This is a genomic window from Marisediminitalea alba, from assembly GCF_002993365.1.
GTDB classification, from domain to species: Bacteria; Pseudomonadota; Gammaproteobacteria; order Enterobacterales; family Alteromonadaceae; genus Alteromonas; species Alteromonas alba.
The window spans coordinates 1-13,472 of the sequence record NZ_PVNP01000063.1 but is presented as its reverse complement, the minus strand read 5'-3'; the positions used below and the strand labels follow the sequence as shown (position 1 = coordinate 13,472).

The window sequence follows — 13,472 nt, the reverse complement described above, 5'->3', positions numbered from 1 at the left end:
AATATTGAATACTCTTTTTAACCTTTGTGCCCACGACATGCTTCGCGCATGGTATGGTTTATCTGAATCTTTCAGATGCTCTGCTAAGCGAGGGCTATTCTTACCGCGTTGTGAAGCCGTTACCTCGGCACGCACCTTAGCATTGGGAGCAAACACGCCATAAAACCTCGTAAGGTTTAGCCTCGGCACTGGCACCAGTGCCGCGAGCTTGCCTATGAAATCCAAGGGAGTAAAAAAGACATGTGTGGTACCGTCTTGATAGGGAGTTTTCAGTTGATATCTTACTTTTCCTGAATCGGTTAGACTCAATCGTTGCTCGCTTAACGCTGGCCTTGAGATATATCTGCATAGCCTTTCCAGTTTGTCAGTTTGATGGCTGTCTGCAAACACCCCAGCGTGTAAGCTAAAACCGTTTATTTGAGCTAATTGACCGTAATGTTGTTCGTCTTTGGCAGGTAAGGTTTGCAAGGCAAAGACTTTTTTGCCTGTATCTGGTCCTACAGCAATGCGGTAATTGACAGAGGCTGCTTGCAAGGGCAGTAAACTATCTTCGTCATCCATGGGTAAATCGAGAAATGTGTTGTCCATATCCCGTTGAACGAGCCCGGCCTTCTCCAAGTAGGTCGCGATGCGATGGCTAATGACATTCACGAGGGTTTCCATATCATTGTGGTTTGGTGCTTTAACGCACTTGAATTTGGACTGTCCACACTCCTGAGTGATAACGCCTTCCAAAAAGAGCATGTGAAAGTGAATATTGAGATTCAGTGCACTACCAAATCGCTGAATGTAAGTCACCGCTCCTGTGTTTGCTTGCTTCTTAAGATACCCAGCCCGATGCACAATATCGCAAGAAATAGCACGATGAATGATTTGCATGATTTTACTTAAGTGTTTGGGATACCTAGCTAGAAGTAGACGAAGCGGGATGGGTAAACTCAATACCCATTGGCGTACAGGGTAACCGTATGTCGTCTATGTGTAACACGATATCGGGCGACACGCCTGCTTTCAGTTCACGCCAGCCGCGAACTCGCTGAGACAAGTCAAGGATACGGATACCGTACTGTTTGTATAATTCACTTTCGCCAATGGTTTTTCCGTGCAGCGGTGAGCCAATGGCAACGCGTAAATAGGTCAGTTCTTTCTCAACGCGGTATTCATCCCACAATGCTTGTACCGATCTGCTTTTGGCTTCCTCCCCGCTTGGGGCACTTTCGGGAAGCCATTTTCGACCGTAACTGACCATGTATAACACCAAACCAGCTAGCACAATCAAGCCGGGCAAGGTGAAGGAAAAAAAGCTCAGTGGTTCAAACCCTTGACTCTTTAAACCTGCGCTTACCACTAAGTTTGGCGGAGTCGCAATTAAGGTCAACATGCCACTCACCAATGCAGCGTAAGACATGGGTAGGAGTAGTTTACTGGGACTGCTGTTTGAATATTTAGCAATGCGCAGCACAATAGGAATGAAGATAGCAACAACGGCGGTCGAACTCATTACAGCGCTCAGTATGGCACTCGCCAACATTAGCATGATCAGCATTTTGGTGGTTGAGCTACTGCTGTTTTGACTGATCCAATTGCCGACAAACCTCGCTACCCCGGTCCTGTCTAGCATCTCGCCAACCACGAGTAACCCCGCGATGAGTATAACCACAGAATTGCCAAAGCCAGCTAAGGCCGCGTTTACGGGCAGTACGTTGGTCAGGATTAAGGCTAACACCACGCATATTGCAATCATGTCGTAACGCACACGGTTACTCGCCATGAGCAATGCGGCGGCGGCAATTAAGGCGAAGACAAAGTTTGCATGCCATTGCTCAGGAATAGAAAACACGGTGATTGCTCCTTGCGCGTAACGGGTGTAATGAGACGTTGGTCGCGATAGATATAAAATAATGTATTTAGTTTAGCCTAGCTTACTAAAGGAAAGTAGAGGTAATCTGCGACGTGTAGGTATTAACTGCTTTTGCACGCGATAATATGCGCAGGTATTTGATATTTTGAGAAAACAAGCTCGAAACGCAACATATTTGGATTGATAAGTTACGCTTCGAGATTACTGAAGTTTTGGTGTTAGATTACGTGTTGGGGTACGTTGGACCACCACCACCCTCAGGTGGACGCCATGTAATATTCTGCGCTGGGTCTTTAATATCACACGTTTTACAGTGAATGCAGTTTTGTCCATTAATTTGGAACTGCATCTCTCCGTCGCTTTCCACCACTTCGTATACACCCGCCGGGCAGTAACGTTGTGCTGGTTCATCGAAGCGAGGCAAGTTCTGCTTAATGGGTATAGACGCATCGGTCAATTTCAAATGGCACGGCTGATCTTCCTCGTGATAGGTATTTGAAATATAAACCGAGGAAAGTTTATCGAAGCTAAGTTTACCGTCTGGTTTCGGGTAGTCGATTTTAATGTGCGCACTAGCCGGTTCCATACACGCGTAGTCTTCTTTCGAATCGCGCAGCTTCAACAATGGTTTGCCACCGAAGATCTTCTGCTCCATCCAGTTATAGCCGCCACCGACGATAGGGCCAAACTTGTGCAGTGCGGGCCCGAAGTTACGAGAGTTATATAACTCTTGATACGCCCAACTCTGTTCGAATAGTTGTTGGAAGTTTGTTGTACCCGTTTCTTCGGCATCGGTACCGAGTGCTTCAAGAATAGCTTCAGCAGCAATCATGCCTGACTTCATGGCAGTATGAACGCCTTTGATTTTACTGAAATTCAGCGTACCAGCGTCACAACCAACCAACATACCACCAGGGAAGCTGAGTTTGGGCAGGGCATTTAAACCCCCCTTAGTGATGGCACGCGCACCATAGGTGATACGTTCGCCACCGCTAAGTGTTTCAGCAATAATCGGGTGATGTTTAATGCGTTGAAACTCATCGAATGGACTCACATGCGGATTGGCATAGTTCAAGTCGATGATTAAGCCAACGAATACTTGCTGATTTTCGGCGTGATAGAGAAAGAAACCACCGCCCATTCCTTTACTCAGAGGCCAACCCGAACCATGCACAACCAACCCTGGCTTGTGTTGCGACTCAGGCACTTGCCAGATCTCTTTGAAGCCAATGCCGTAATGTTGTGGGTCGGCTTCAGAATCAAGCGCGAACTTCTTGATAATGCCTTTACCAATGTGACCACGGCAGCCTTCACCAAGGATAGTGTACTTAGCGAGGATATCCATACCAGGGGTATAGCCCGGGCCTGGTTCGCCATCAGCGCCCACGCCCATGTCGCCTGTGGCTACTCCACACACTTTACCATTGTCGTCGAAAATGACATCTGCGGCAGTGAAACCAGGGAATATTTCGACCCCAAGCTCTTCTGCTTGCTCTGCGAGCCAGCGACATAAATTCGCCACACTCACAATGTAATTGTTGTCATTGTGCATTGACGGTGGCACCGCCCAGTGGGGTAACTCAGTGGCTCTAGACTCATCGCGTAACAAGTACACTTCGTCTTTTGCTACCGGCTGACCTAGGGCAAAGCCGTCTTCTTTCCAAGTAGGGAAAAGTTCGTCCAACGCTTTGGTTTCAATGACTGCACCAGAGAAAATGTGAGCACCCACTTCAGCGCCCTTCTCAAGCACGCAGACGTTGACTTCTTTGCCTTGTTCAGCAGCTTGCTTCTTTATCTGACAAGCTGCCGCCAAGCCAGAGGGGCCAGCGCCAACAATAACAACATCAAATTCGATGGATTCGCGTTCTGGAGTATCCATGACGTTCCTCTTTATGGCACTTAATTTAAAGTACGCTGGCTAATTTGGCTTCTAATTCTGGCACTAGGTCGTGTAAATCACCGACTAAACCGTAGTCCGCCACTTCGTAAATTGGTGCGTCTGGATCTTTGTTAATCGCTACGATAACTTTAGAACCTTGCATACCTGCTAAATGCTGAATGGCACCAGAGATACCTACCGCAACGTACAAATCGGGTGCAACAATTTTACCGGTTTGACCAACTTGGTGGTCGTTACCAATAAAGCCTGCATCTACTGCTGCACGCGATGCACCAAGGGCTGCATTCAAACGGTCTGCTAGTTTTTCGATAAGTGCGAAATTCTCTTCACTGCCTACACCACGGCCACCCGAAACAACAATACTTGCAGAAGCGAGTTCAGGGCGTTCACTCTGAGCAATTTCTTCGCTAACTACACGCGACAGACCACAATCAACAGCATTATCTACAGCAGTAATAGCGCCAGTGCCAGCTCCTGTTGGTGCAGCATCAAACGCTGATGTACGTACGGTGATAACTTTCACAGCATCGCTAGAGGTAACGGTTGCAATGGCATTGCCCGCGTAAATGGGGCGCACGAATTCAGCTTCGCCATTAACACCGGTAATATCTGAGATTTGACCTACGCCGAGTAGTGCTGCTAGGCGTGGCAGTGCATCTTTCATTACACTGGTCGCCGGTGCAACAATGTGGCTGTAGCCTTCTGCGTTTGCCTGTAATGTCGCTGCTAGGTTTTCTGCAGCTTGATATTCTAGGGCATCGTGGTCGGCAACGAGTACTGCGCTAACACCATCGATTTTTGCGGCTTCTTCGGCAACGGTTGCACACCCTTTACCGGCCACAAAAATATCAAAAGAAGCACCAATTTTAAGTGCTGCCGATACGGCTGCTAAGGTAACAGGGCTGAGTGTAGAGTTGTTGTGTGATGCAATTACTAAGGTTTTCATTAAATCACCTTCGCTTCATTTTTCAGTTTATCGACTAGCTCGTCTACCGAGGCAACTTTAATACCTGCTTGACGTGTAGCAGGGGCAGCAACAGAAAGTTGTTGTTGCGTTGATGTGACTTCAACACCTAAATCAGCTGCAGTCGTCTCCGCAATTGGCTTACGCTTTGCTTTCATGATGTCGGGTAATTTAGTGAAGCGAGGTTCGTTCAAACGTAAGTCAGCAGTAACAATAGCAGGAAGTTTCAGTGCTACGGTTTGTAAACCGCCATCTACTTCACGCGTTACGAGGGCTTCGTCGCCTTCAATTTTAACCACAGAGGCAAAGGTGCCTTGTGGGCGACCCATAATACCTGCAAGCATTTGACCCACTTGGTTGTTGTCGCTGTCGATGGCTTGCTTACCCATCATGATAAGGCCAGCATCTTCTTGCTCGGCTACTTTAGCCAGCAAACGCGCAATCACTAGCGGTTCAGGTTGCTCTTCTACATCAATGCGAATCGCGCGGTCAGCACCCATTGCAAGGGCAGCTAGAATCTGCTCTTTAACGATTTTAGGGCCAATGCAAACAGCGATAACTTCGCTTGCTGTGCCCGCTTCTTTTAAGCGAAGTGCTTCTTCAACAGCAATTTCACAAAACGGGTTGATAGACATTTTGGTGTTGCTCAAATCGACGTCTGAGCAGTCCTGTTTAATACGTACTTTTACGTTGTAATCGATAACCCGTTTTACCGGAACAAGGATTTTCATAGTAAACCTTCTAATTCTAATTAAAATTGATCAACAGCAAATTCATACAGTGCTTGAGGGTTTTGTACCATTACACCGAAATGATGTAGTGCACGTGGCAGCAAGCACTGGCTGTAATACATCGCTGAAATACGCTTCTTAGCAAGGAACTCTTCACCGTACACGTCGTCGTTCGCGTCCGTTAAGGCGATAACGGCGAGTAACGTACGGCCTTGCATCCAGCCACCACATAAATAGCCCATTGCCATTAGCATATCGAAACAAACTGCTTGTGATAACTCTTTTTCGCTCGGTGCGTTAGTCAGCAGCCATTCTTTTGCCGCACGTGCTTTGTCTACGGCTTGGGCGAATGATGCACCAAAAGCTTGCGCGTCGGCGTTGCTCGAAGCACTCAATTCATTAGCAGTAGCCGCCATGTCGCTTAATAGACTTTCCAGCGCTACACCGCCGTCCATTAATACTTTACGACCAATGAGGTCGAGCGCCTGAATCGCCGTTGTACCTTCGTAAATAGGCAGGATACGTGCATCGCGGAAATGCTGCGCTGCGCCTGTTTCCTCAACATAACCCATACCGCCATGAACTTGTATGTTAAGCGAAGTGAGCTCTTGTGCAAACTCTGTCATCCAACCCTTTACAATGGGTGTAAAGAGTTCAAGACGCGCATATTTTTCTTTACTGTTATTGTCGGCGTGAGCAAAGTCTAGTGCCGCAGACGCTTCTAGTGCTAAAGCGCGCATCGCTTCAACCCCTGAGCGCATGGTTAATAGCATACGGCGCACGTCAGGGTACTCAATGATAGGCTTTTTACTGCCATCTTTATTTTTGCCCTGAACACGTTCACGCGCATACTGTACCGCTTGCTGATATGCACGGTCTGAAATGCCCAAACCTTGTACACCAACACCTTGGCGGGCGTGATTCATCATGGTAAACATGTATGGCAAGCCTTTGTGCGGTTCGCCAACTAAATAACCAATCGCGCCCTCGTTATCACCGAATGCCATAGTACAAGTTGGTGAGCCGTGGATACCGAGCTTGTGTTCAATTGAGATGGGGTATACATCGTTGCGTTCGCCTGGCTCGCCGTTTTCGTCGAGTACGAACTTAGGTACGATGAACAATGAAATACCTTTTACACCCGGAGGGGCGTCGGGTAAGCGTGCAAGTACCAAATGCACAATGTTTGGGGTCATTTGGTGATCGCCCCAAGTGATGAAAATCTTCTGGCCTTTAATGCGATAGTGATCGCCATCTGGTGTTGCAGTTGTTGATACTGCCGCGAGGTCTGAACCTGCACCTGGCTCGGTCAGGTTCATGGTACCAGTCCACTCACCAGCGATTAAGCGGGGTAGGTAAAGGGCTTTTAATTCGTCGCTACCATGGGCAAGCAGCGCTTCTACAGAGCCGATACTCAGTAACGGGCAAAGTGCAAACGCCATATTTGATGCTTGCCACATTTCGCTGACTGCAGTCCCTAAGACCTGAGGAAGATTCTGTCCACCAAACTCTTCTGGTGCTGTTAATGTAGACCAACCGTTATCCACAAATTGCTGATAGGCTTCTTTCAAACCTGGTGATTGAGTAACGCTGTTGTCAGCCCACTGCGCAGGATTTTGGTCGGTGTCCCAGTTCAACGGAGCAAATACCTCTGAGCTCAGTTTACCGGCTTCTTCTAAGACCGCATCGGCTAGGTCGATATTAATGTCTTCTAATTGAAGTTTTTCACACAAACCATCGAAACCAATTAACTGGTCAAGTATAAATTTAGCATCAAGTACAGGGGGGTGATATTGACTCATTTCGGAACCTATCCTAGTGATTAACGTTGTTGGATTACCCAAATAGTATAGGCACTAGTTTGCAATTTGCGCTTAATTTGTTCAATTACCAAAAAAGTCTATTGCTTGACATATTCGGACACTCGTTTGCTCACTTTATCAAACTATCTGAATCTGTATTTATATTAGTTTAGACTGATGTTTTGGCGCTAGATAAGTGTATTCTCGCGATATAAGGAGGGCGTCTGCCCAGTCCATTGTTTAAAGGCGCGCGTGAAGGCTGCTGGTTCAGAGAAACCTAATTTATTGGTAATTGTGGAAATAGGAATGTCGGGTTGACTGAGGTAATAAATCGCCATGTTTTTGCGTAATTTATCTTTGATTTCTTGAAAGCTGGTGCCTTCTTCGGTCAATTTTCGGCGTAGCGTGCGCTCAGACACATTCACGCTAACAGCAATATCTTTCATGCTAGCCTCGTGTTCGCGATACTCGGCCAAATATTCCATTACTCTACGAGTATAAACTGGCGTGAACTCTTGACGCGTAAACCAGTTGAGTGGGGCTTGCTTGAAATGTTCGCGCAGGTTCTCCGCGCGTTGGGTGACAGGACAAGCTAGTTCTTCTTCGCTAAAAACGAAGGCATCATAGTCATGGCCGTAGGTGATGGGGCAGGGAAACATAAAACGATATTCGGCGGCATGAGCGGGTTCTGTGCCACGCATCTTAACGTGTTGTAGAGGAATGCTCTTACCAATTAACCAACCAGGAAAACGGTGCCAAAGTAGCAAAAAGAAGTCTCGAAACAGTAGCTTGCGGTCGATTTCAGGTTGGACTTGACGCATGCGCAATTCAACCTGCCCTTTACTTATATACAATGACAGAGAAATTGACTGGTTAACCAAACTGTAAAAACGGCACAAGTGTTTATAAACCCTATGTAAATTTTGCTTTTGAATTGCCCCATCGGCGAATAAACGGAACACGCCATACTTACTGGGCTGGGTAGTTAAACCTAAAAATTCATCGTCACTTTGCTCCCACACCGAGCGCATAAGTTGGCTAAATTGTTGAGAGGTTATACGACTTTGCGGATTGTCGAGCAGGGGTTGGTTGAGTCGTGCGCTTTGAAGTATTGGCGCTAAATTCAGACCGAGTTGGCGCGCTGCGTCTAACACCGCATTGGCAAAGTGCACAGAAACACTGTGACTGTAATGAAGCGACATACCTAGCTCAATGAGTCATTCGAAAGTGACACTATTTTGCGAGAGAGGTAGACGATTAGCAAGCACAACAAGGGTGGCTTTAGTGCGGGCGTCAGAGCACCCCCACTTGGAAAAGTAGTGTAATTGAACCAAGGAAATGGCGTAGTATGTGGTTTCAAACACTGATACTCAGCAACATGAGTAATAACGACAACGAGAAAATATCATGCAAAAACGACTGACGAGATTACTTTCTGGCTTAGCTATCACACTCGCTGTTTCACTGTCTGCAAGTTTTACCGGCTATGCTGCTACGCTAGTGACCGACGTGACCGGGTACACACTAAACTCGCAAGGTGAAATGGTGACCTTCAATAAAATATTATTTGCTGAAGGCAAGGTACTGCAGCTTAATCCTTCCCATGTACCCGCCGATGCAACCGTTATTGACGGCAACAATAAAGTATTACTGCCGGGGTTGATTGATGCTCACGGGCATTTACTCGGTTTGGGCGGCAACTTAATGGAAGTCGATTTACGTGAAAGTGACTCAATGCAACAGGCAGCGCAATGGGTCGCTGACTATGCCATGATGCACGCTGACCAAGAGTGGATAAAAGGCCGTGGATGGAATCAGGAATTATGGAGCGATCGGTCATTCCCAACTGCTGCTGTGCTCGATGCTAAACTGAAAAATAAGCCCGTTTGGTTGACCCGAGTTGATGGTCACGCTGCTTGGGTGAACAGCAAAGCTCTGCAGATGGCGGGTATCGATGACAGTACACCTGATCCTGCTGGAGGTCAGAACCGCTGCTCCCAGAGATGTTAGATGTGGGTATTATTCGTAGCCAAGACGACTTTTTACATGTGCGCAGCGTCAAAGCGTATGGCGACGGAGCGTTGGGGAGTCGTGGTGCTGCGTTAATTAAGCCATATTCAGATGCACCTCATCAGCATGGGTTATTGCTAACGCAGCCGGAAGATTTTCCCCAAAGTAGTACAGCAAGTGTTAGGCGCGGGTTTCCAGCTTAATTTTCATGCCATTGGGGATAAAGCCAATCAGTTAGTACTGGATGAATTCGAACGCACCTTTGAGCTATTGGGTGGCCAAGCCCTGCGTAATCGAATTGAACACGCACAAATCATTGCGGTTGAGGATCTGCCTCGCTTTGCCGAATTAAAGGTATTGCCTTCAATGCAACCCACTCATGCTACTAGCGACATGAATATGGCTGAAGATCGCTTGGGTAAAGCCCGAATGGAAGGTGCTTATGCATGGAAAACACTATTGAACAGTGGTATTCCAATGCCGCTAGGTTCAGATTTTCCGGTTGAGTTAGCTAATCCGTTTTACGGTTTACACGCCGCCGTTACCCGCCAGGACCGCAATAATCAACCCGTCGCAGGTTGGTACCCCGAACAGGCTATGAGTATTCGACAAGCATTTAAAGGTTTTACCTTAGACGCCGCTTATGCTGCACACATGGAAGACACCCTAGGCACTCTAACCGAAGGTAAGTGGGCTGATTTTATTTTGGTCGACCAAGATATCTTCAAAGTGAAGCCGCAAGATATTTGGAAAACTAAAGTCATGCAAACTTGGATTGCGGGTGAGAAGGTGTTTGATGCGAATGCCACTACTAATTAATTCGGAATCGAAAAAGCGCACTGCTGCATTAAAGACGTGCGCTTTTTTTAATCTTAAAGTGTGGATTCGTGAGTTTAAGCGTAAACCTTACTGCCCTTCGCCGCACGTGCCGCCAGTTCTTCAGTCAATTGATACAAGCCACCTAAATCTGCATACTGCGCTGCGATTTCAGCAAACTTAGCGGTACCAATTGCGTCTAAATAGCGAATTGAACCACCACGGAATTTAGGGAAACCTAAGCCCATCAGTAAGGCCATGTCGAGCTCGGCGGCTGAGTTAACAATGTTTTCATCTAAACAACGAACCGACTCGGTGCACATGGGGATCATCATTCGATAGATAATGTCTTCATCGCTAACTTCTACGTGACGCTGAACGGCTTGATCGATTAATGCCTGTGCTATAGCTGACGGCAACTTTACGCGGCGTCCATTCTCATCGGTTGTGTACTGATAGAAACCTTCACCGTTTTTCTGGCCAAGCAAGTTTGCGTCGAGTAACGTCTTTAATACATAACCATTGGCGTGGGTCATGCGCTCAGGGAAGCCGGCTTGTAGTACATCGTCAGCGTGAACCATTGTATCCATACCAATAACATCAGCCAGATAAGCAGGACCCATTGGCCAACCGAAGTTTTCCATTACTTTATCGATGCGTTCCATGCTCACGCCATCTTGTAATAGTAGGTTGAAACCGTGGAAGTACGGGAATAATACACGGTTGACCAAGAACCCTGGGCAATCGTTAACAACAATCGGTGTTTTACGTAATGACAACGCGTAAGCCACAGCGCGCGCAATGGTATCATCAGACGTTTTTGAGCCGCGGATAATTTCGACCAAAGGCATTGCTTGTACCGGATTGAAAAAATGGATACCGCAGAACAAATGTGGACGGGCTAAATTCTCGGCTAAAAAGTCGATTGAAATGGTCGACGTGTTCGACGCCAGCACGGAGGTGTTTGGAATGTTCGCTTCTGTTTCTGCTAATACTACACTCTTTATTTTCGGATTTTCGACAACCGCTTCAACGACAACTTCCGCGTCACTGAGTGCGCCTAATTCTAGAGTCGGTGTGATATTAGCTAGTACTTTGGCCTTTTCATCTTCACTTGAGCGACCTTTTGCTACCAACTTGTCTAAGATTTTGGTAGCGGTAGCGATGCCCAAATCTAACGCTGGTTGTTGAATGTCTTTCATGACAATAGGAATGCCCGATTTCGCTGTTTGATAAGCAATACCGCCACCCATAATACCCGCACCTAAAACGGCGGCCTTCTCGATAGGGTTAACTTGCCCCGCCATGCGTTTGCCAATGCGCGCAACGGTTTGCTGGTTAACAAAATTTCCTACCAAGGCTTCGGCTGAATCGGTTTTAGCAAGGCCAGCAAATAGCTTCACTTCTTCATTAATCGCTTCAGCAAACGGCAAGGTTACGTGCTTAGCAATCGCTTTTAGAATCTCAATAGCTGCTGGGTAACGTGGGTCTAATTTAGCTAATTGTTGCTCGCAGAATACGTCTAATGCTTGTTGTTCATCATCGTTCAGTACCAGTGCTTCGGTGTGACGCAATACTTTTTCTTCACCGACCAGCGACTGTAGTGTAGACAGTGCTGCTTCGCGCAGTGCGGTAGGGGTAACGACTAGGTCTACTGCGCCGGCCTTTTCAGCGTCAATAGCAGCCTGATGTTTACCCGTTAACATCCACTCTAGTGCGGCTTGCCAACCAATCAATCGACTCAGGCGAACGGTGCCACCCCAACCAGGGCAAATACCTAGGGTAACTTCTGGTAGGGCAATTTTTGCAGTGTCTGCAATGACTCGGCGGTCGGCCAGCAATGCTAATTCTAAGCCACCACCCATCGTCGCACCGTTAATGGCCGCGACAACCGGTACAGGTAATTGTTCTAATTGCTGGAATGTGCGATGGGTTTGGTGTGTCCAATCGCAGATTTCGTCGAATGACTTGACGAACACTCCAGAAAATTCAGTGATATCGGCACCTACAATGAAAGTCGACTTGCTACTTGTGATCAACACTCCGGTTAAAGCCGAATGTTGTGCTAAAAGCGAGACTGCTTGAGCAAGTTCAGCGAGCGTTGCTTGGTCAAATTTATTAACCGGACCGGATTTGCTGTCGAAGCATAACTCGACCAATCCTGCGTCTAATTCTGTAAGTGTAATGGCATTACCAGTGAACATAGCGAGTCCTAATGAATGGCTAAAAATTTAATTGTGGATAGTGCAAGAAAAAAAGCAAGGACGTAACAAGACGGTTTATTGACAATAACGGACGTGAATAATTGGAGTTCAATATGCGTTAGCGAAATATTCACCATTTATTCACATTGTTACGAGTCAAGGGCTTGAATTCAATAGGTTATATGGCAGAATGTAACTCAGTTGTTGAATAATTTCATATGGTTGGGAGCATGCTCATATGTTGAGGCAAATGTGACTAACTGCTAGATTTTTATAACCGAGACTAAAAATGAAAACAAAAATTCTTCCTCCTACCGACAGTGCTTATAATTATCCACTTTTAATCAAGAGTCTTTTACTCTCTGGTCAACGCTATGCGCCAGACCAAGAAATTGTGTACAGCGATGTGTCTCGTTACGATTATCGCACCTTTAATCAGCGCGTGCGCAAGCTTGCTAATGTGCTCACCGAAGCGGGAATTGGCGCAGGTGATGTGGTTGCAGTAATGGATTGGGATAGTCATCGTTATCTTGAAGCTTACTTCGCGGTGCCCATGATAGGCGCAATTTTACACCACGTTAATATTCGTCTGAGCCGAGACCAAATAGCCTACACCATGAATCATGCCGAAGACAAGTTGGTCTTGGTCCATGACGACTTTATGCAATTAGCCGAAAGTATTGCGCCGGATGCACCGACCGTTAAGGGCTATATTCAACTTTCAGATTCAGAATATCGAGTATAAGAAATATTAACGCTATGTACTACCCACTGTGTCAGCTGTATTTAAGGCCAGTTGCACGTGTGTCAAATGGGTACTTTTCAGGAATCAGTGAAGTAGTTGTCATCAAGATAGACGCAATATAACTGGTCTTTGGTACTGAAATCCGCAATGAGATATGTGAAAGCCCTTACCTCAACATGTTGCATGTTCAAGTGATGGTCTGTTTTTTGTGCTTCATGCGCCAAAATCGAAGTCGCGTTGAATGATGTAGTCACTGAATGAGGCTGTGGCTGGTGGAGCTCGAAGTGGCGGCATTAGAGAATCGTTTTTTGCTTCAAGAAGAGTCTGCTTGTCAAGGTGCGCCAAAATCTTATGGATAACAGCCGGATCCGTAATACAAGTAATAATTTTGACGTTGGTTTTTTCACAAGCCTCACAGACTGTGATGTCAATATTGAAT

The 13,472-nt window shown here is 46.7% G+C and carries 9 protein-coding genes and 2 pseudogenes; 2 read left to right on the top strand and 9 right to left on the bottom strand.

The window, feature by feature from the left end:
- The 7 genes from C6Y40_RS07860 to C6Y40_RS07830 all read right to left on the bottom strand — a co-directional run.
- Positions 1-879 (bottom strand): transposase (locus C6Y40_RS07860; RefSeq protein ID WP_240621878.1); only part of this gene is annotated, 879 nt, incomplete at its 3' end.
- Between the two features lie 25 nt (positions 880-904).
- The gene (locus tag C6Y40_RS25160; protein WP_240621877.1) at positions 905-1,840 is read right to left on the bottom strand and encodes an SLC13 family permease; all 936 of its coding nucleotides are present in this window, start codon (positions 1,838-1,840) and stop codon (positions 905-907) included.
- 244 nt (positions 1,841-2,084) lie between these two features.
- A complete protein-coding gene (locus tag C6Y40_RS07850; RefSeq protein WP_105934105.1) occupies positions 2,085-3,740 on the bottom strand; it encodes an electron transfer flavoprotein-ubiquinone oxidoreductase in 1,656 nt (551 codons plus the stop codon).
- 25 nt (positions 3,741-3,765) lie between these two features.
- Entirely contained in the window at positions 3,766-4,707 is a 942-nt protein-coding gene (locus C6Y40_RS07845) for an electron transfer flavoprotein subunit alpha/FixB family protein (RefSeq protein ID WP_105934104.1), read from the bottom strand.
- Positions 4,707-5,456, bottom strand: a complete 750-nt coding sequence (locus tag C6Y40_RS07840; protein ID WP_105934103.1) for an electron transfer flavoprotein subunit beta/FixA family protein — start codon at positions 5,454-5,456, stop codon at positions 4,707-4,709. The genes C6Y40_RS07845 and C6Y40_RS07840 overlap by 1 nt, the downstream gene beginning before the upstream one ends.
- Before the next feature lie 20 nt (positions 5,457-5,476).
- Positions 5,477-7,258: an acyl-CoA dehydrogenase family protein gene (locus C6Y40_RS07835; protein ID WP_105934102.1), complete on the bottom strand. Its 1,782-nt coding sequence runs from the start codon at positions 7,256-7,258 to the stop codon at positions 5,477-5,479.
- 188 nt (positions 7,259-7,446) lie between these two features.
- Positions 7,447-8,430 (bottom strand): AraC family transcriptional regulator, encoded by a 984-nt coding sequence (locus C6Y40_RS07830; protein ID WP_240621876.1) that lies wholly within the window; start codon positions 8,428-8,430, stop codon positions 7,447-7,449.
- A gap of 370 nt (positions 8,431-8,800) precedes the next feature.
- Between C6Y40_RS07830 and C6Y40_RS07825 the strand changes: the two are divergent.
- Positions 8,801-10,087, top strand: a pseudogene (locus tag C6Y40_RS07825) (amidohydrolase).
- 74 nt (positions 10,088-10,161) lie between these two features.
- Here the strand turns inward: C6Y40_RS07825 and fadB are convergent.
- Positions 10,162-12,288 carry a fatty acid oxidation complex subunit alpha FadB gene (fadB, locus tag C6Y40_RS07820; RefSeq protein ID WP_105934100.1) on the bottom strand — a complete coding sequence of 709 codons (2,127 nt, stop codon included), beginning with the start codon at positions 12,286-12,288 and terminating at the stop codon, positions 10,162-10,164.
- Positions 12,289-12,577: 289 nt separating this feature from the next.
- On the opposite strand from fadB, the gene C6Y40_RS07815 reads away from it, so the two are divergent.
- Positions 12,578-13,033 (top strand): AMP-binding protein, encoded by a 456-nt coding sequence (locus tag C6Y40_RS07815; protein ID WP_105934099.1) that lies wholly within the window; start codon positions 12,578-12,580, stop codon positions 13,031-13,033.
- A gap of 213 nt (positions 13,034-13,246) precedes the next feature.
- On the opposite strand, the pseudogene C6Y40_RS24940 reads toward C6Y40_RS07815, so the two are convergent.
- Positions 13,247-13,472, bottom strand: a pseudogene (locus C6Y40_RS24940) (IS91 family transposase); the annotation flags it as partial.

Bases quoted from the DNA above. Each gene is read 5' to 3' on its own strand.
- C6Y40_RS07850 (WP_105934105.1), bottom strand. From the start codon at position 3,740: ATGGATACTCCAGAACGCGAATCCATCGAATTTGATGTTGTTATTGTT.
- C6Y40_RS07845 (WP_105934104.1), bottom strand. From the start codon at position 4,707: ATGAAAACCTTAGTAATTGCATCACACAACAACTCTACACTCAGCCCT.
- C6Y40_RS07840 (WP_105934103.1), bottom strand. From the start codon at position 5,456: ATGAAAATCCTTGTTCCGGTAAAACGGGTTATCGATTACAACGTAAAA.
- C6Y40_RS07835 (WP_105934102.1), bottom strand. From the start codon at position 7,258: ATGAGTCAATATCACCCCCCTGTACTTGATGCTAAATTTATACTTGAC.
- fadB (WP_105934100.1), bottom strand. From the start codon at position 12,288: ATGTTCACTGGTAATGCCATTACACTTACAGAATTAGACGCAGGATTG.
- C6Y40_RS07815 (WP_105934099.1), top strand. From the start codon at position 12,578: ATGAAAACAAAAATTCTTCCTCCTACCGACAGTGCTTATAATTATCCA.